The organism is Pontibacter sp. SGAir0037, assembly GCF_005491705.1.
GTDB lineage: Bacteria > Bacteroidota > Bacteroidia > Cytophagales > Hymenobacteraceae > Pontibacter.
In genome coordinates this window covers 3,592,551-3,610,979 of the sequence record NZ_CP028092.1, presented here as the reverse complement: position 1 = coordinate 3,610,979, position 18,429 = coordinate 3,592,551, and the positions used below count along the sequence as shown (strand labels likewise).

Sequence of the window (18,429 nt, the reverse complement as noted above, 5' to 3'; positions counted from 1 at the left end):
GCGGCTGCCTAACCTAGGCAGCCGCTTCTGTTTTATGGCAAATCCGCATGGCTTTTAATTGTGCCGGGTTTAGTTTTTCACCACGACGTATCTCCTTCGTGGTTGCTAAATCCGAAGCCAGGCTGGTAAGGTATTCCTTTGCCGTTCAGGTGGTTCCAGATATCGACCTGCATTTTGAGCTGGTCCAGCTCCAAGAACTCCTGCCACCGCTCCTGGTCCTCCTTCGGAAACTGCGCCATCATCTCTTTCAAATCAATCTTTCTGCCTTCCTGCTGCCACTCCTGTAGCTGTGGGTCGGTGCGGAGCATGTGCTCTATTTTAATGCGAAAGTAGGTGTTCAGTTCTTTGTATCTTTCTTCGTTCCAGTTCTCCATCAGGCTATAAGAATTAGAAATTGTAAATTAAAAATTAAGCCTGCGATATAGCTTAATTAAATAAACATACGCAAAACCGGAGAGAATCAAAATACCGGGCTTTTTAGTGCAATCAAACAATCTTTACCAAAGCTAAACTTACTGCTGCCATTCAATGTTATAGTTTATCATATCTTTCTGTAATTTCGAAGAATGGAATTTCAACTGACATCAGAATTTCAACCAACCGGCGACCAGCCAAAAGCCATTGCACAACTCACCGATGGGGTACAGCGGGGAGAACATGCGCAGGTGCTTTTAGGTGCTACCGGTACAGGTAAAACATTTACAATGGCCAACGTAATTAAAAACGTTGGAAAGCCTACGCTGGTGCTTTGCCATAACAAAACGCTTGCAGCCCAGCTATACGGAGAGTTTAAACAATTCTTTCCGAATAATGCGGTAGAGTATTTTATCTCTTACTACGACTATTACCAGCCAGAAGCCTATATCTCTGCCACCGACGTTTTCATCGAAAAAGATCTTGCCATAAACGAGGAAATAGAGAAGCTGCGGCTGCATACTACATCGGCTTTATTATCCGGGCGTAGAGATGTGGTAGTGGTGGCTTCTGTATCGTGTATCTATGGTATAGGTAACCCGGAAGAGTTTGGCAAAAATGTGCTGCACCTGGCGCCAGGGCAGCGCTACAGCCGCAACAACCTGCTTTATACTTTTGTGCAGATACTTTACAGCCGTACCGAAGTAGAGTTCACACGTGGAACGTTTCGAGTGAAAGGCGACACCGTGGATATTTATCCTGCATATGCCGACTTTGCTTACAGGCTGTATTTCTTTGGCGATGAACTGGAGGCCATACATCGTATAGATCCTGTGTCTGGCAAAAAGTTATCCGAAGAAAAGGCAATTACTTTATACCCGGCCAACCTGTTCGTAACAGGAAAAGACACCCTGAACCAGGCTATACATGAGATACAGTACGACATGGTAGCGCAGCACGAGTATTTCTTAAAAGAAGACCGGCCTGTAGAAGCGAAGCGAATAAAAGAACGTACAGAGTTTGATCTGGAGATGATCCGTGAATTAGGGTATTGCTCTGGTATTGAGAACTACTCCCGCTACTTCGACCGTCGTTCACCGGGGGCTCGCCCGTTCTGTTTACTCGATTATTTTCCGGATGATTTTCTGATGGTGATTGATGAGAGCCACGTAACGCTGCCGCAGGTGCGTGCTATGTGGGGAGGCGACCGCTCGCGTAAAGTGGCGCTGGTAGAATATGGTTTCCGCTTGCCAGCTGCTATGGATAACCGCCCGCTTACTTTTAATGAGTTCGAAAGCCTGATGCACCAGGTGGTGTTTGTAAGCGCCACACCGGGCGATTATGAGATGCAGAAATCGGAAGGGGTAGTGGTAGAGCAGATTATCCGTCCGACAGGCCTGCTGGATCCAGAGATTGAAGTACGACCAAGTGCCAACCAGGTAGACGACCTGCTGGATGAGATTGATAACCGTGTAAAAGAAGGTGCTCGTGTGCTGGTAACCACGCTTACCAAACGGATGGCCGAAGAACTGGCCAAATACCTGGACAAGCTTAGCGTGAAAGCTAAATATCTGCACTCCGAGGTTAAAACATTGGATCGGGTAGAGATTCTGCGTGAACTGCGGCTGGGCGAGATAGACGTGCTGATAGGGGTAAACCTGCTGCGCGAAGGACTCGATTTGCCGGAGGTAAGCTTGGTTGCTATACTTGATGCCGATAAAGAAGGCTTCCTGCGCGACCAGCGCTCTCTCATACAGACAATGGGACGTGCTGCCCGTAACGAAAAGGGTAAGGTAATTATGTATGCCGATCGCATGACAGGTTCTATGCAACGTGCAATAGACGAGACAAACCGTAGGCGGGCTACCCAGATGGCTTATAATGTGGAGCATGGCATAACCCCTAGAACGGTACTTAAAACAAAAGACGAGATATTTGAGCAGACCTCAGTGGCCGATGCGAAGAAGCGTGAGGTGAAAATATATGCCGGACCGGAGGAAGTTTCGATTGCTGCTGAACCGATCATACAGACTATGAAGCGGGATGAGCTGGAGAAACTGATCAAGAAAACGGAAAAGCTGATGGAAGCTGCTGCCAAAGAACTCGACTTCCTGCAGGCAGCCAAGTACAGAGATGAACTCGCAGAGCTAAGAAAGTTGCTGAAGTCGAAAAGAGATTAAACTTTTTAACATAAAGTAAAACAACCTGTTGCTTCTGCTATTGTTGCAGGAAAAGCAACAGGTTGTTTTTTTATTGTGATTTACCCAAAGCCAAGTATTGACTGCAGGATGAATAATCCATACATTTCATAAAATTAGTGTGTAGTGCTGAAATTTACCCAGAGCACATACCTCTGTTTGCTACTTAATTCCACCAAGCCAGGCTATGACAAAACAAATACTATACATTACGCTTGCTATCATTGTTGTCCCCCTATTTCTTTACTGCCTTTACCTGTTTAAGAAAGATGTCAGTAAGTCTTATAATACTTATAAGTTTAAGAAAGACAGGCTGAATAATAAGCGAACCAAAAAGAAAGATAAATAACATATTCCTGTTCCTCTTCTCCTATACCTTTTACAGGTTGTTTGAGAGTTTTACTATGTCGCCAGATACCACACCCTCTTTTGCTTTTCGGAAAGCAACGCCGGCCGATGCACAACTGCTCGCAGATTTAGGCTGGCAGACTTTTTACGAAGCCTTTGCCGCAGCTAATAATCCGGCAGATATGGAAGCTTTCCGGCCTACTATGTATAGCCTGGAATTACAGGAGGTTGAGCTGGCTGACCCGGCTACTGATTTTCTTATAGTAGAAAATGAAGGTGAGGCTATTGCTTATGTAAAGCTAACTGCCGGACCTGCCCCTGCCGAGATCAGAGCAGAAAACCCCATCCAGATAAGCCGGTTATATACGCTGGCACAATGGACTGGCTGTGGTTTAGGAGATAAGCTGATGCAGTATTGTTTAGAAAAAGGCAAACAGCAAGGGCATGATGTTATCTGGCTGACGGTGTGGGAGCATAATGAACGGGCAAAACGCTTTTACCGAAAGTATAACTTTACAGAAGCCGGCGAACTGGATTTTGTGCTGGGTGAAGATGTGCAGCGGGACCTGTATATGCAGCGGGAGCTATAAATAACTTATAAAAAAATTAAAGTATTGCCGGTTGCAGCTTTTGAAAAGTATTGTAAAGTTGTTGATAAGCTGTACTTGTAGTAGTACTATTTCTGTTTACAACCACTGTTTTTATCCTGAACCGGCCATTCTTTACCCGAATGGTAGTACCGGTATTGCTTTTTAAGTATCCTTCGAAAGTGCCTGTTACAGTATTATCTGTAAAATCGGTTACAGTTACCTGTATGCTGTTATTGCCGGAGTACCCCCAATAAGAAAAGTTATCCTGCAGACTGCCTTGGGGAGCGGTGCCCACTTTCTTTAGATCGAGCAACTCTATCTGCACGTTTTCGCAGTAGTCCAGGTTGGTGTGGGGGAGCACATAAGGCAGCGCCTTGGCAGGCATGCGGGTGTTAATAAAGTAAAAAGCAATCTGTATACTGTTCTCATTGTTTCTCCTGATCAGGTAAACGTTATCCAGCCCAATGCTTGTATCGTAGTACTGTGCATTAAAAGTAGTGTCGTGTGAAGGATACAGGTTTCCATGAGTGGTAGCCAAATGAATAGGCACGCCATCAAAATCGCCTGAAACAAAATAAGGAGAGGCCTTGTCATCAGGTGTGCATTCGCTCAAGAAGGGCAAAATCCCGCTTTTCTGCTCATCTTGGTCTAGAAAAGTTGTTTCACTCTCATCCTCACATGAAAATAATAAAGCAGTTAAGCAGAGGAACAAATAAGGGTAGAGGTGCTTCATTAACATAGTAAAGCCATTTTGAACTATGTAAAATTAAAAAAATAATTTTTATTGTTGTAAAAGTTATAACCTTATTTTTAATATATTTGTATATGAATTAACTTATATTTAATTGTAATAAGTGTATTTGGTTTATACTTGCTCCTTTATTTACAGATGAGGTTTATGTCAAACATATTTAACTTATTATAAGTATAGGGTCTGCATTTAGCCTTTAGAAAAACGAATGAAAAATATACTGCTTCTACTAATCCTGTGCGTCAATACGTCTGCTTTTGCGCAGAATGCTGCTCCTGTCATTATAAGCTATAGCTCCAATACAATTAATTCTGGTAATTCAGAAGAAGCATTACTTAAGAGCAGGTTAGAAAAAATATACCTGTCTGATCTGCACTGCAAAAAAATGATGGATTCTGTAAAAGTTACTTATGGAGAAAGTTCAGGAGAATGGAAGAAGTGTTCATCGCTGGTAAGAGTGCAGCACGAGGAAAACAGAAGACAGGTGGTAGAAATTTTAGACAAGTATGGGTGGCCGGGTAGAAAAGAAGTCGGGCTGGAGGGAAGTATGGCTGTTTTTCTTGTTTTACAGAATTCTGATAAAGCAACTATAGCCAAATACCTTCCGCTGTTAAGAGGTGCCGCTGCCAATGGCGATGCTCCTAAAAGCTCGTTGGCCATGATGGAAGACAGGTTCCGGATGCTGGAGGGTAAACCGCAGCTATACGGAAGCCAGGTAAAACTAAATGCGGGCACAAATCAGCATGAGCTTTACGAAATAGAAGACGAGTTAAGCGTGGATAAACGGCGTGCAGCAATGGGTCTGGGGCCTTTGCGGGAGTACCTGAAGCTCTTTGGAATTGAATATTTACCTCCTAAGGCCAGTGCTTCGCCACATTAAGGATTAGAAATGATAACTTGTTTCTAATGAATAAGCCGGAAGAGCACTGGCCGGAATCTTTTTTAAACGCTAAAGAAGCAGCAGGCCTTTTTCTCTTAATGTAAACCAGGTAGGAGAATGAAGAAACTCTGCAAACGTAAGGTTTGCCTCTGCCGGGAAGCTTTCTTCTAACTGCTGGAGTGTTACAGCCTGACTTTCCTCTGCCAGCAGTTTGCGAAGCAGATCAAACAGCCACTGCCCAATAGCGGCTGTTGTTTTTATCTGAAAATCTTCTGCTATCTCATAAAAAGTAAGCTCACAACGCTCCAGTGTCTGCCCTTTTTTGGCATACATGGTAAAATCGACCTCAGGCAGATTTCCCAACCAAAACACGCGCGCAGCTCTGCGTTCAGAGTCTGGCTTAACTGCCTGCTGCACGGCTCTGGCAATTAAATTCCGTTTGTGTGTGGTGCGAGGCACTTTAAAATCAAACCAGAAAGAAAGAGGCTCTTCCAGGGCCACGCCGTGCATATAGTTATAAATGGCTTTAGCCAATCCAGGGCCAAACATTTCATGGTCTGTTCCTGTAGGGTCCTCGTGCCATAGGTCGTTGTTGGCAAAGGGGCCTTCTTCCGGGCCCACCTTTACCACCCCATATTTTCCCGGATTCTTTCCTACAGGACTGTGAGCCGTCATGCTAAAGCGGTGCCAGTAGCCGGATTGAATTACATTATTAACAAAAAGCTGGCGCACCACTTCCAGCGAATCTATTGTTTCCTGGGCTGTTTGTGTTGGAAAACCATACATGAGGTAGGCATGAACCATGATGCCCGCCTGTGTAAAAGCATCGGTTACTCTGGCAACCTGTTCTATGCTTACTCCTTTTTCCATCAGGTGCAGGAGTCGGTCTGAGGCAACTTCTAAGCCTCCCGAAACCGCAATACAGCCCGACGCTGCCAGTAAACGGCATAAATCTGGAGTAAAGGTTTTTTCAAAGCGGATGTTCCCCCACCACGATATTTTTACGCCTCTCCTGATAAGCTCTATGGCCATGTCGCGAAGAGGTGCGGGCGGTGCTGCTTCGTCTACAAAATGAAATCCGGTCTGCCCGGTCTGTGCAATCAACTGTTCTATCCGGTCTACCAGCAAAGTGGCAGGAGCAACATCGTAACGGTTGATATAGTCTAATGTGATATCGCAGAAAGAACAGCGTTTCCAGTAGCAACCATGTGCAACGGTTAGTTTATTCCAGCGGCCATCGCTCCAGAGGCGGTGCATCGGGTTGATAACATCAATAACAGACAGGTAATTCTGGAGCGGCAGCCCATCATAGTCTGGTGTGCCTACTTCGGTATGAGGAACATCTTTATCGAGGCAGCCATTAATATAATCTACTTTATGGTTCTGCAACAGGAAAGTGCGCTGCAGAAAATCTACCTGGCGTTTGCCCTGGAGGTACTCCAGGAGTTTCAGCCACGGACCTTCGCCATCGTCCAGTGTTACAAAATCGATGTACTGGAACAGGCGGGGCTCGTGCAGGCTACGCAGCTCGGTATTAGGATAACCGCCACCCATCATCGTTTTTGTATGCGGGTAGTGCTGTTTGATGTATTGAGCTAATCTTAGCCCGCCGTATAAATTCCCCGGGAAAGGAATAGAGAAACCCACTACATCCGGTTGCACCTGTTGCAGGCGTTCTTCCAGTAGTTCCAGCAGCATCTGATCTACCAGGTTTGGCGCCTGTTGCAGTGCAGACTCCATAGAATCGAAGGTAGTGGCAGACATAGCTAAACTTTCTGCGTAGCGGCTAAAAGCAAAGTATGGGCAAACAGTTTCTTTGATAAGATCGCCTAAATCTTCTAAATAAAGAGTGGCCAGATAACGTGCCCTGTCGGTAATGCCCATACTGCCAAAAGCCCAGTCGATATCTTCAACCTGGTCGAAACGGGAAGCTTCCGGCAAATAGCGGCTATAGCTGATCTGTTGTGCCAGTGTATTATCTTTATTCTGAAGAAAACGGATAACAGGCTCAATGGTATTAAGGTATTCCCGCTTCAGGCGGAGCATGCGCAGACTATTATCCGTCAGGTTATAATTGCCCGTTTCAATTTGCTCAAAAATGCGTTTAAGGCCTTTGCGCGAAAACATTTTCAAGACCAGCTCAATACCAAAATCGGCCTGATCTACCTGGTAGCCCTGCATACCTAAAAAGCCTTTTAAATAAGCTGTGGCAGGATATGGTGTGTTCAGCTGCGTGAGCGGCGGCGTAATGAGCAGTATAACGGGTTTCTCCAAAATATGAATCTCTTAAATAAGCAGGGCAAAATTACTTCTTTCTGCTGGCTTTTCTAATGCTTACCTAATAACAGCTGCAACATGGCCGGAGGTTCATTGAAAAGCTTTTAATAAGGCAATTATGAGCAGATACTGTAAGTAGAGAAATTTAAATATATTATTAATTATATGTTTTGTTGATTTTATTATATTATTTAAAACATAATTATTTTTATATAAGTATAGTGATTTCATATTATGAAAGTAATTCTATAGCCAGAGCCTATGCTGAACAATGTACATATTTCTTTAATGGTGATGTTGATGATGGCAGCGACCATGTATTCTTTATACACGGAAACAGCATATTCTCCGAAAGTATTTACATTGCACGCAGCCAATAATAGCTACAGGGGCAAGGAGGCTGTTGCTCTTGGGGAGACGCAATCAGTGCATGAGGTTTTCTTTACCGATGAAGAACTGGAAGCTGGAGTTCAGATTGACAAAATTGCCTTTCTGGTAGATGACTTTGAAGGAGCAACCGAAGCGCTGATATCAGGCGACTTGAAATTTGCATCTACAGGCACAAGCGTATTTAAAACTTTAGGAGTATTTAATAAAATTAACCTGGAAGCGCTGGAAGATACAGGTAAGGAGGTAACTGTGCAAATGAGAGATGAGCTAGCAGTACAGGAGCTTATGCAGCTGATAAAAAGCAAGCGAACTGTTTGTTGAAATTGGAGCTTCCTCAGAGCGACAAAGAAATAGCAGCAGTTTTAGATTTCAGAATGTATATGGGAGAAAAGTAACCTTATCTGATTCTACTATAACAGGAAAAGCGTTTTGCTACAGGCCCTCCTGTTATAGTAGAATCAGGGCTTTACTACCGCACAATTTTATTTACACTATAGTTTACCGCAGGAATAATGCCAAGCACTGTCGTGCTCATTAATAAGAAAATGGCAAAGAAGGAGCGAAACCAGCGTAGCAAAAAGTCGGAGCTAAGGCCAAATGTATAAAGTTCGAGGGCAGAAGCTAACAGCAGGCTTAGCACTGCCAGAACAATTAAGGTGCGTTTTAATTTAGGGTTTATCGGTAACTTCCTCATATGGAATTAAATGTTCCCGCAAATGTACGCCAACTATTGTTACAGCGTATACTATGAATGTCCTTTTTCTGCTTCTTCTTCCTCTTTTGCCTGGCTATCGCCACCATTTTCTGATTCACCAGATTTGTTTGCTGGTGGTGAAGCAGGTTCAGTATGGTGCTGTACCTTTTCCACGTCCGAAGACATATCCTTTGTTGTCTCTTTTATAGTATTGTTCTCTGTATTCTCTTTCATCTTTTCTTGCCATTTGGTGTGATAGGTTTTACGTGAGACCGGAGCAGGATGGATGAAATTAACTCAGCTTATAGACTTGCGTACATTAGGACATATAAGGCCTTTAAAAGGCTTTGCAGAAACTAATTTTTGAGCTATGATAAGAACTATGATAAAAAATACAAGGTCGGCCTTCCTGATTGCAGGAATGGCTTTGCTAGGGCTAAGCTCTTGTAATACAGGAACAGATCCGGGTGAAACAAATACAGAGAGGAGCGATATCCAACATCCGCAGGAGCATGGTGCTAACAGAGAATATTCTGCCGGTACCGAAGACAAGGATACGACGAATCTGGAAAAATACTATGAAGGCAGAGACTCCACTACCTTTAATGACGGACCATATAACCAGGACGAGCAGCGCGAGAAGCGCGGACAATAGTGGCTATACTGTTTAAAAACGGCTGTGCCTGCTTTTGATTATCAAAAGCAGGCACAGCCGTTCTAGTTTGAGCTAACTATTATCTGAATACAAACCCGTTAGGGGCTATACCTACGCGAACAGAGTCTACAACTGCACCTGATGGGTTAAAACGCACTACCCAGCCATCTGTTGTGTAACCTGTTGATTTGCCTTGATAGATAAAGCTATTGGCTGGATCTACGCCCAAGGCATTAAAATCTGTTTTACGGTTGATGAGCGGTGTGGTCGCAAGCGCCGTAGCGTTTACATCCTGTTGGTATACTTTGTTGTTATACACATAGTATAATTTATCCTTTGCGCCGTTTGTAGTTAAGTTATGTGCTGTGGCTACATTGCTGCTGAAAGGAAGGGTGCTGGTTACCGTGTTAGTGCTCAGGTTGATTTTGGTCAGTGCGGCAGGTGTGCTTCCTTCCTCTAAATAACCTGTATAATCACTGTTGTAAACTTTCACGCCATTACTGATTACCCAAAGGGTATTGTTGCGGTCTACTACCAAGCTATTAGGTCTTGCCGTAACGGTGATATTGGTTTCCAAAGCATCGGTAGCTGTGTTGATAACCGAAACAGTGTTGCCACCGCCGTTGATGACATAAAGCTTGCTGCCTGCCAATACCAATCTTTCTGGGTTAACACCAACTTCTATGGTTTTGGTAACAGCATAGGTGTTTAAGTCTACCACAGCCACACGGCCATTGCCGCTGAAGGTAACGTACTCTGTTACATAGCCCTTGTTATCGTTTAGAGCAACAAAGTAGCGCGGCATCTCAAGTCCGGTGATTTCGCCCTCGGCCACAAAAGTATTTGCGTTTACAACGCTTACCTTCTGGCTGTTGTTCATCACTAGAAAAGCTCTGTCGCCGTGTGTGGCAACACTTTGTAGTACATCACCTAAAACAAGACCAGGGTTCGCTTTTGTGAAGATGTTGTTCTCTGCTTTTCCTGAGCTACGGTTGATGTAGCTAACTGAGGCGTTGGAAGCTCTGAAGTTTCCTTCATTAGACACCAGAACAGCGTTCTCTGCATACTCTCCTGAAGGGCTGTCGTTATCTTTATCGCAGCTGGTGAAGGCAAACGAGCCGCATGCTAACGCTGCTCCTAAGAAGAAGCGGCGCACTGTCGTAAACTTTTTCATTTATTTAATTTGTGTATTATAGTTAAGGAATTGTAAAGCGTAAGCTAAAAGTATAGCTGCGTCCTGGCATAGGCAGGTTCTGCATGGTTTTATAATCGGTATTGGTGGCATTATCGACACGAGCAGTAGCCAAAAGCTTGTTTTGCCCCAGTTTAAACTGCTTACCAAGCGATAGATTCAACAGTGCAAAGTGAGGCAAACTGCTCGTATTGTTATTATTGGTATAGCGTAACCCGTTATACATCAGGTAGCCCAGGAAAGTCCAGGAGCGGAAAGAGGCGTCGGTAGAGAGAGTAGCTTTGTGCAGCGGTACGTAAGCCAATTGAAGGTTTAGCTCCTCTGGCCCCTCATAAGAAGCCACTTGTTCTGAAGAGGCATAGGTATAACCTGCTGTAGCTCCCAGCGCTACCCCTCCTATTTTTTTACTCGCTCGTGAGCTTAGTTCCACCCCCTGTGAGCGGACCTTCTGCAGGTTCACCGGCGACCAATAGCCACGCGTTGGCATCCACTGAATCCAGTTATCCACCAGCATGTAGTACACAGTGGCTTCAGACTCTATTAAGAAATCCCCTGAAGAGTATACATGCCGCAGACCGCCTTCATAGTTCCAACCTTGTTCCGGCTTTAGCTCAGGGTTGCCTCCTGGCCTCCAGAACCTGTCATTAAGGGTTGGTACACGGTAGCTACCTGCTATATTTCCTTTCAGGTATAAGCTATGGTTGCTTTGAGAGAAGAAGTTCCAGTTAGCGCCTATGGTTGGCGTAGGAGCCGGGTTATAACCTTTGATAAACGTTTGGCGCAGGTTCAGGCTGAGGTTAAGTTGCTGCGAAGGGTCAAAGCGGAAAAGTATAAAAGCAGAACTCCTGTTTTCTTCCACAGCTCCACCATATCCATCTACATCTCCTCTGAAGTGTTGCAGGTTAATGCCTCCCCGCAGGCTCCATTGCCGGCCATAGGTATAGGTTTGCTCTGCCTGTAGCTGATAAGTTTTTATAGCTGTTTCGGAATGAGTTTCAACATCCGTATACTGAAGGTAATCTGAGAAGTAGGCTGTTTTTATATTTGTCTCGCCCCAGCGACTGCTCAGGTTGTACTCCGCCATGAGGCGCAGGTTTTTGTCGAGTTGGTTTGCATTTTGATAAGCGGCTCCCAGTGAAGGCTGTACTTCTCTATCGGTGGAGGTGTACCAGCTACGGAATGCCAGATAGCTTTTCGGGGAGAGGTGCCAGGTAAGGTCCTGCGTAAAGCCTTGCTGCTGCACTTCTGCGTTTTCCTGGGTTCTTTCAGGAGCGCCGAAGCGTGCATAATCTCTGTACGTAAACCTGTTCTGGGCCAAGTGCCAGAAGGCACTTGCTCCAACGGAGAGCTTCTGGTTTTTGTAGTTTACGGCAGCATTGGTATAGTATCTGCCAAAGCTGCCAACTTCCTGCTGCAACTCACCGCCAAAGCCTTTGCCTGTGTAAGCAGGAGAACTAAGCAGAACAGCCCCGCCAATAGCTCCGTTACCGTACGTTGAGCCTGATGCGCCATGCTGTACGGCTACTTCGCCCACACCACTTAAAGGCAGAGTAGCAAAATCACTCTGGCCAAGTGAGGGTAAGGCTATGTTTAAACCATTCCAGAGTACGGCTGTGTGAGAGGCACCGGTACCTCTGAAGGAGACGCTGGAAATGCCGCTCGCCCCGTACGTACGTACATAAACAGGCGTACGTGCCTGCAAAGCCTCCGCCAGGCTGCTTGAAATATACGTTCTGAGATAGGTGCTATCTAATGTGGCAATGCGGCTTCCGGCAGCAAATACTTCAGCAGGCTTGCCAAATATCTCTACTCCCTGCAGGTGCTGATACAGAGTATCCTGCTGTTGCTGCGCCCGGGCAACAAGAGGCACACCGGCATAAGTAGCCAGCAGCAGACAGAACAGAAAAAACGATTTTACCAACGTATAGCTTGCTTAAACCCCGAAGCATGCAAATGGGCAGACAGGCATAACAGCAAACGCTGGAAGAGCGGGAACTGTGTAGCTTTTTACCCGAAAGCATACGACAAAATATAGTCTGACTGGCAGGTCTCCTGGCTTTCTTCAGTTAGCCCGCCTTCCCATTCTGCTAAAGCAAAACAGTGGCTGTGGTGTTGGGCTAACCCTTTTAAAGAAGATTACAGTTGCGGGAACAGCATAGGTATTGCACCTATTTCCCTTTTAAGGCTTTTACAACAAGATGTAAAGGCCACCAATCTGGCCGCAAAGATAGCGTTTTATTTAAATAAATGAATCAGAAATAAGAAATGGGAAATAACTGCATTGCGAAGGGTTTTCTAACGCTGAAGCTGAAGCAGCCGTATCGAAGAGTGGACACTACCAAAACGTAATAACCTTGAAGCTAAATAAAGCATTTTATACCCGAGCAAATGTGGTGCAGGTGGCGCGTGAGCTATTAGGAAAGTACTTGTTTACAGATATAAACGGCACTATAACCGGTGGCATGGTTGTAGAAACAGAGGCTTATGCAGGTGAAGGAGACAGAGCCTGCCATGCACACCTGAACAAGAGGACGCAGCGCACCGAAATTATGTACCATGAAGGAGGAGTTGCTTATGTATACCTGGTGTATGGCATTTACCATTTGTTTAACATTATAACCAACATAGAAGGAAAGGCCGATGCAGTGCTGGTTAGAGCCATTGCGCCCGAAACCGGGGTAGCGGAAATGCTGCTGCGGCGGAAAATGCCCGCCGTAAAACCTAATCTTACTGCAGGGCCAGGAGTGATGAGTATTGCACTGGGTATAGATAAAAGGCTTTACGGAGCAGACCTGACAGGTGAGACTATCTGGCTGGAAGATAAGAAAGTAATTATACCTGAAGAGAACATTGCTGAAGGTCCGAGAATTGGAATAGACTATGCCGGAGAAGATGCCTTACTGCCCTGGCGGTTCTGGCTAAAAGGGAATCCGTGGGTAAGTAGAAAGAAATAGGAGCTTAAACTCTTTCCGGAAGGCCGAGCATAGCCCTGAACGACTCATTACCTACGGGCAGCTTTTTGAGGTTCTTTATTAAGAGTATAGCTCTGTCTATGCGTAATTGGCTGCTTTTTACAGAAGCAACATAATGTATTATATACCTTTGCTTACCTGGAGTTAACAGGTTGAATCGCTTGTTGCCTTCATCATCCTGCTGAAGTAGCTCTGCCAGTTCTTCTGGTATTTCCATGCCATACTTGCTTTCATCTTTAGCTAATGCCACTACTGCCTTGTCGCCTGCTTTCAGCTTTAGTTGCTTTAGCCTTTTTGTATTCAGGCTGATGTAGGCGCTGCCATTACCCAAAGCCATTAAGCCGCACTGAAAGGTAAGCTGATTATTTACGGTGCAGAGCAGCCTTACCTTTAGTTTTCCTCCTAATTGCTGCACAACAGGCTGTGGTACCTCCAGGTAATGCATGCCAACCAGGTATTCCAACCTGTTTATGGAGGTTTCAAACACAATGGGGGCTTCGGGAGCAGGCATAAAATTCAGTTTAAATAAATGCTTGACATAAATATATATAGTTATCGGCAATAAGCCATCCGTTCTGTATATAATCAGCAGCATAGGGTATGGTGCAGTATACCCACTCCCAGTTTTCTCTTAAATTAAATTTGCTTAATTATGTTTATATTGCCTGTTAATTAATGAATTATTTGCTGAATCTGCTTGGTTATAGGCAAGTAGTAGTGAAGGCAGCTACGGTGGTTCTTCGGCAAACAATAATGCTAAGCTTCATGAGCGAAAAAATAACCTTTACCTGGATAAAGTGTTTACTGGCGGTATTCTGTACGTTTGCCACGGTAGCACATACTGTGGCAGCATTGCCACAGCAGTACCGTTTTTCCCACCTCGATATAAATGCAGGACTTTCTAATAATCAGGTAAAATGTTTCCTGAAAGACAGTAGGGGCTTTTTATGGGTAGGCACTGCATCTGGCCTGAACAGGTACGATGGGTATAAGTTTAAGGTATTCCGGTACGATTCCAACGATTCTTCTTCTGTTATTAGCAACAATATTATAAAACTGTTCGAAGGGCCGGAGGGAGAGATATGGGTATTAACCTCCGAAGGGTTTAGCGTATATAACCCAAAAACAGAAAGTTTTAGCCGCCATAACAATGCTTACATAAAGCGTTATGCTTTGCCTGATGCTAATATAGAAGATATTGTAAAGGATAAGGATGACAACTATTGGTTTATTAGTACCGGACAGGGAATTACCAAGTATAACGCCAAGACAAAAAGGTCTATCAATATTAAAAATACCTTCTCCGGAAAAAGTTCTATCAGCACAAATTATGTTTCTGCTTTAGGCATTACGTCTAAAGGAGAGGTGTGGATAATCCATAGCAATGGTATTTTAGAAAAGCTGGATCGTGAAACACTGAAAGTGCTGGAACGAAACGACAAAATCTATACAAACTATAATCAGCAACTACAAACGTATGCCTTAACTATAGATAGCGATGATGATTTGTGGGTGTATTTGCCTGGCGCAGGTGGAGGCGTGTTTCTATATGAGCAGAATCATAAGCAATTGTCTCATATACATAAAGGATCTACACCTCTTAAATTAAACAACGATATTGTAAGAGGTGTGGTGGAGGGAGCCAAAGGAAAAATTTGGATTGGTACCGACCACGGTGGCATTAATATTATCCATAAAAAGGCTTCCTCTGTAGAATATGTGCTGCATAACAACGAGGTAAAAAACAGCCTTGCCCATAACAGTATCTACACGCTTTATAAAGACGGGGAAGGCATTATCTGGATTGGCACCTTTAAAAAGGGGCTTAACTTTTTTCATCAGAACATTATTAAGTTCCAGCACCTGGCGCACCAGACCTCGGATAAGAGTAGCTTGCCTTACGACGATGTAAACGCCTTTGTAGAAGATGAGAAAGGCAATCTTTGGATAGGTACAAATGGCAACGGGCTTCTTTATATGGATCGTGCCAGTGGGGCATATACCAGGTATACCCACGAGCCGGGTAATCCAAACAGCTTAAGTAGCGATATTGTAGTAAGCCTGCTTATCGATAAAAAACAGCAGCTATGGATTGGCACTTACATGGGTGGGCTTAACAGGTTTGATGGCAAAACGTTTACACATTATCAGAATGACCTAAAGAAGAAGCACAGTTTGGCAGATGATAATGTGTGGGAGCTGTTCGAAGATTCTAAAGGAAATCTGTGGGCAGGCACTTTGCATGGTGGTTTAGAGCTTTATGATCCACAGTTGGATGGCTTCAGGCATTCTATGGTGGGCTCGGGCGAATACTCTGTTCATTGTAACTATATTACCAGTTTGGCAGAAGACAGGCACGGGAACCTGTGGGTAGGCGGTGGCTATGGTATAGATGTAATTAACAAATACACAGGCAAAAGCTTCTATTTTTCGCATGATGCAAAACAGGCCGGCAGTCTGGTGAGCAACCATGTGATGAGTATTTACCGCGATAGTAAAAATAATGTCTGGATAGGTACTACAGAGGGACTGGATTTATACAATGAGAAAGACAATACTTTCCGGCATTTTACTATAAAAGATGGCCTTCCTAATAATACTGTTGTTTCCATTCTGGAGGATAGTAAACATAATCTGTGGGTTAGTACGCTAAATGGCTTGTCTCATGTGGTAGTTGACCGGGTAGGAGGCGACGCGCTGGCTTATACTGTTCAATTCAGAAATTATGATGAGCTGGATGGCCTGCAGGGGAAAGCCTTTAACGAAAATGCAGCCTTTAAAACCAGTAAAGGTGAGTTGTTGTTTGGAGGAGCCAGTGGGTTGAATATTATTCACCCGCACCAGATTGTGAAGAATGAAGTGGTGCCCCGTGTTGTGTTTACCGATTTACAATTGTTTAACAAAAGCATCGGAATTGGGAAAGAGGTTAACGGAAAGGTAAAGCTGGAGAAATCGCTTTTCGATACCGAATCCATAACATTGGAGCATAACGAGAACGTTTTTTCTATTGAGTTTGCGGCTCTGAACTTTTTCCACTCCGAAAAGAATATCTACAAGTATAAATTAGAAGGCTTTGATAAAGATTGGCACACATCCGATAGCCAGAACAGGAGAGTGACCTACACTAACCTGGACCCGGGCGAGTATCAGTTTAAGGTATTGGCGTCTAACAATGACGGTGTCTGGAATACAGAGGGTGCCACTCTTACGATTGTCGTACTGGCTCCTTTCTGGCAAACTACTACCGCTTATGTGCTGTATGTGCTTGTTGCTGTCGCTTTGCTGGTGGCTGTGAGAAAAGCTGAACTGAAAAAAGCGAAAGTTAAGTTTTTGCTGGAGCAGGAGCGAAGGGAGGCGCAGCAAACCCGGGAACTGAACCTGATGAAGATAAAGTTCTTCACCAACATTAGTCATGAATTCAGAACTCCTTTGTCTCTTATTCTGTCCCCGCTGGAAAAGCTGCTGTCTATTTCTGAGAACACAGAACAGCAAAAGCAGCTGCAGATGATGAACCGCAATGCAAAAAGGCTCCTGAACCTGGTGAATCAGTTGCTGGATTTCAGAAAGCTGGAAGTAGAAGATGTTAATCTGAGTCTGTCGGAAGGAAATATTGTTAAATTTATTAAGGAGTCTGTTAATTCCTTTTCAGATCTTTCAGAGAAGAAAAACATCTCTTTGGTATTTCATGCCAATATAGACCGCCTGCAGGCTTATTTTGACATGGATAAACTGGAGAAGATCCTGTTTAACCTATTGTCAAACGCCTTTAAATTTACTCCTGAAAAGGGTTCTATCAGCGTAAACTTAAATTGCTACGATAACGACTCCTCTTCGGAAGGCCTGAAATTGATTGAGATAAAAGTGCAGGATACAGGCATTGGTATCCCTAAGAACCTGCACGAACGGGTCTTTGAACGGTTCTTCCGAAACGATGTGCCAAGTAACCTGGTTAACCAGGGAAGCGGCATCGGGTTGGCTATTACAACAGAATTTGTGAAAATACATGGCGGTATCATAAAAGTTGACAGTGAACCGGGCAAAGGCAGCTGTTTTACAGTAACAATTCCGGTAAGAGAGATAGCTGCTTCGTTAGAGGCTATCGAAGCAGATGAAGCCGCAACTGATACTGCAGAAAGTGAAAGGGATGAGTTTGGATTGACAGGAGCACGTAAGCAGGCGACTGTAGCAAACCTGAACAGTAAGCCTATTGTGCTGATTGTAGAGGATAACGAAGATTTCCGGTTTTACCTGAAAGATAACCTTGGCACCCATTTTACTATTGTGGAAGCGCAAAATGGTAAAGAAGGCTGGCAAAAGGCTCTTTCCTGTATGCCGGATCTGATTGTGAGCGACCTGATGATGCCGGAACTGAATGGAATAGAGCTTTGTGAAAAGGTAAAAGGCGATTCCCGTACTTCGCACATTCCGTTTGTACTGCTTACCGCACATTCAGGAGAAGAACAAAAACTAAAGGGGCTCAACATCGGAGCGAATGACTATGTTACAAAGCCCTTCAGCTTTGAGCTGTTGCTAAGCCGAATCCGAAACCTGATTACCCAAAGGCAAATGTTGCAGAAGGTGCTGGAGAAGAAAATAAGTGTGCAGACCAGCGAAGTGGAAATCGTTTCTTTAGACGACAAGCTTATTCAGAAGGCTATAAAAGTAGTGGAGGACAATCTGGCGAACCCTGATTTTTCTGTGGAAATGCTCAGTAAAGAATTAGCCATGAGCAGGGTTCATTTATATAAAAAGGTTCTTTCGCTAACTGGTAGTTCTCCTGTTGAATTTATCCGCAAGATCAGGTTACAACATGCAGCGCAGCTATTGGAGAAGAGCCAGCTAACGGTAGCAGAAGTAGCTTACAAGGTTGGGTTTAATAACAGGAAGTACTTTACCAAGTACTTTAAAGAAGAGTATAAGGTATTACCTTCTCTGTATGCAGAGAGCAGGCAGAAATAAAAGCCATGAATACTTGACTATGGGTAAGTATTTACTTACTTTTGTAAAAGAGCGCTGCATAAGCTCTTGATCAGATTAGGTAAGGTTATTTTGGTTTAAATGATTTAGA

15 protein-coding genes and 1 riboswitch are annotated in these 18,429 nt (G+C 44.2%); of the genes, 7 read left to right on the top strand and 8 right to left on the bottom strand.

Going from position 1 to position 18,429, the window contains the following annotated elements; all coding sequences use genetic code 11:
* Positions 1–77: 77 nt before the first annotated feature.
* Positions 78–374: a hypothetical protein gene (locus tag C1N53_RS14775; RefSeq protein WP_137760043.1), complete on the bottom strand. Its 297-nt coding sequence runs from the start codon at positions 372–374 to the stop codon at positions 78–80.
* A 192-nt stretch (positions 375–566) separates the two neighbouring features.
* Between C1N53_RS14775 and uvrB the strand changes: the two genes are divergently transcribed.
* Together uvrB and C1N53_RS14765 are read left to right on the top strand one after the other, a co-directional pair.
* Entirely contained in the window at positions 567–2,594 is a 2,028-nt protein-coding gene (gene uvrB, locus C1N53_RS14770; protein WP_137760042.1) for an excinuclease ABC subunit UvrB, read from the top strand.
* Between the two features lie 422 nt (positions 2,595–3,016).
* Positions 3,017–3,550, top strand: coding sequence for a GNAT family N-acetyltransferase (locus tag C1N53_RS14765; protein WP_137760041.1), 534 nt, complete (start codon positions 3,017–3,019; stop codon positions 3,548–3,550).
* Positions 3,551–3,566: 16 nt separating this feature from the next.
* Here C1N53_RS14765 and C1N53_RS14760 read toward each other — a convergent pair whose 3' ends face one another.
* A complete protein-coding gene (locus C1N53_RS14760; protein WP_137760040.1) occupies positions 3,567–4,163 on the bottom strand; it encodes a hypothetical protein in 597 nt (198 codons plus the stop codon).
* A 346-nt stretch (positions 4,164–4,509) separates the two neighbouring features.
* Between C1N53_RS14760 and C1N53_RS14755 the strand changes: the two genes are divergently transcribed.
* The gene (locus C1N53_RS14755; RefSeq protein WP_137760039.1) at positions 4,510–5,181 is read left to right on the top strand and encodes a DUF6624 domain-containing protein; all 672 of its coding nucleotides are present in this window, start codon (positions 4,510–4,512) and stop codon (positions 5,179–5,181) included.
* Between the two features lie 69 nt (positions 5,182–5,250).
* Here the strand turns inward: C1N53_RS14755 and C1N53_RS14750 are convergent, their stop codons facing one another.
* Complete coding sequence (locus C1N53_RS14750; RefSeq protein WP_137760038.1) at positions 5,251–7,455, bottom strand: radical SAM protein; 2,205 nt, start codon at positions 7,453–7,455, stop codon at positions 5,251–5,253.
* A 264-nt stretch (positions 7,456–7,719) separates the two neighbouring features.
* Between C1N53_RS14750 and C1N53_RS14745 the strand changes: the two genes are divergently transcribed.
* Positions 7,720–8,169, top strand: a complete 450-nt coding sequence (locus tag C1N53_RS14745; RefSeq protein WP_137760037.1) for a hypothetical protein — start codon at positions 7,720–7,722, stop codon at positions 8,167–8,169.
* 148 nt (positions 8,170–8,317) lie between these two features.
* Here the strand turns inward: C1N53_RS14745 and C1N53_RS14740 are convergent, their stop codons facing one another.
* Both C1N53_RS14740 and C1N53_RS14735 read right to left on the bottom strand, forming a co-directional pair.
* Positions 8,318–8,542, bottom strand: coding sequence for a DUF2798 domain-containing protein (locus C1N53_RS14740; RefSeq protein WP_137760036.1), 225 nt, complete (start codon positions 8,540–8,542; stop codon positions 8,318–8,320).
* Between the two features lie 51 nt (positions 8,543–8,593).
* The gene (locus C1N53_RS14735; RefSeq protein WP_137760035.1) at positions 8,594–8,776 is read right to left on the bottom strand and encodes a hypothetical protein; all 183 of its coding nucleotides are present in this window, start codon (positions 8,774–8,776) and stop codon (positions 8,594–8,596) included.
* A 148-nt stretch (positions 8,777–8,924) separates the two neighbouring features.
* Here C1N53_RS14735 and C1N53_RS14730 point away from each other — a divergent pair, with 148 nt between their 5' ends.
* Positions 8,925–9,197, top strand: coding sequence for a hypothetical protein (locus C1N53_RS14730; protein WP_137760034.1), 273 nt, complete (start codon positions 8,925–8,927; stop codon positions 9,195–9,197).
* Positions 9,198–9,276: 79 nt separating this feature from the next.
* Here C1N53_RS14730 and C1N53_RS14725 read toward each other — a convergent pair whose 3' ends face one another.
* Together C1N53_RS14725 and C1N53_RS14720 are read right to left on the bottom strand one after the other, a co-directional pair.
* A complete protein-coding gene (locus tag C1N53_RS14725; protein ID WP_137760033.1) occupies positions 9,277–10,371 on the bottom strand; it encodes a YncE family protein in 1,095 nt (364 codons plus the stop codon).
* A 22-nt stretch (positions 10,372–10,393) separates the two neighbouring features.
* A complete protein-coding gene (locus tag C1N53_RS14720; protein WP_137760032.1) occupies positions 10,394–12,310 on the bottom strand; it encodes a TonB-dependent siderophore receptor in 1,917 nt (638 codons plus the stop codon).
* A 103-nt stretch (positions 12,311–12,413) separates the two neighbouring features.
* Positions 12,414–12,619, bottom strand: a riboswitch (cobalamin riboswitch).
* Between the two features lie 124 nt (positions 12,620–12,743).
* Here C1N53_RS14720 and C1N53_RS14715 point away from each other — a divergent pair.
* Positions 12,744–13,343: a DNA-3-methyladenine glycosylase gene (locus C1N53_RS14715; RefSeq protein WP_137760031.1), complete on the top strand. Its 600-nt coding sequence runs from the start codon at positions 12,744–12,746 to the stop codon at positions 13,341–13,343.
* Between the two features lie 4 nt (positions 13,344–13,347).
* Here the strand turns inward: C1N53_RS14715 and C1N53_RS14710 are convergent, their stop codons facing one another.
* On the bottom strand, positions 13,348–13,872 hold the full coding sequence (locus tag C1N53_RS14710; protein WP_137760030.1) for a YdeI/OmpD-associated family protein: 525 nt from the start codon (positions 13,870–13,872) through the stop codon (positions 13,348–13,350).
* Positions 13,873–14,126: 254 nt separating this feature from the next.
* Here C1N53_RS14710 and C1N53_RS14705 point away from each other — a divergent pair, with 254 nt between their 5' ends.
* A complete protein-coding gene (locus C1N53_RS14705; RefSeq protein ID WP_137760029.1) occupies positions 14,127–18,320 on the top strand; it encodes a hybrid sensor histidine kinase/response regulator transcription factor in 4,194 nt (1,397 codons plus the stop codon).
* The last annotated feature ends 109 nt before the right edge of the window (positions 18,321–18,429 follow it).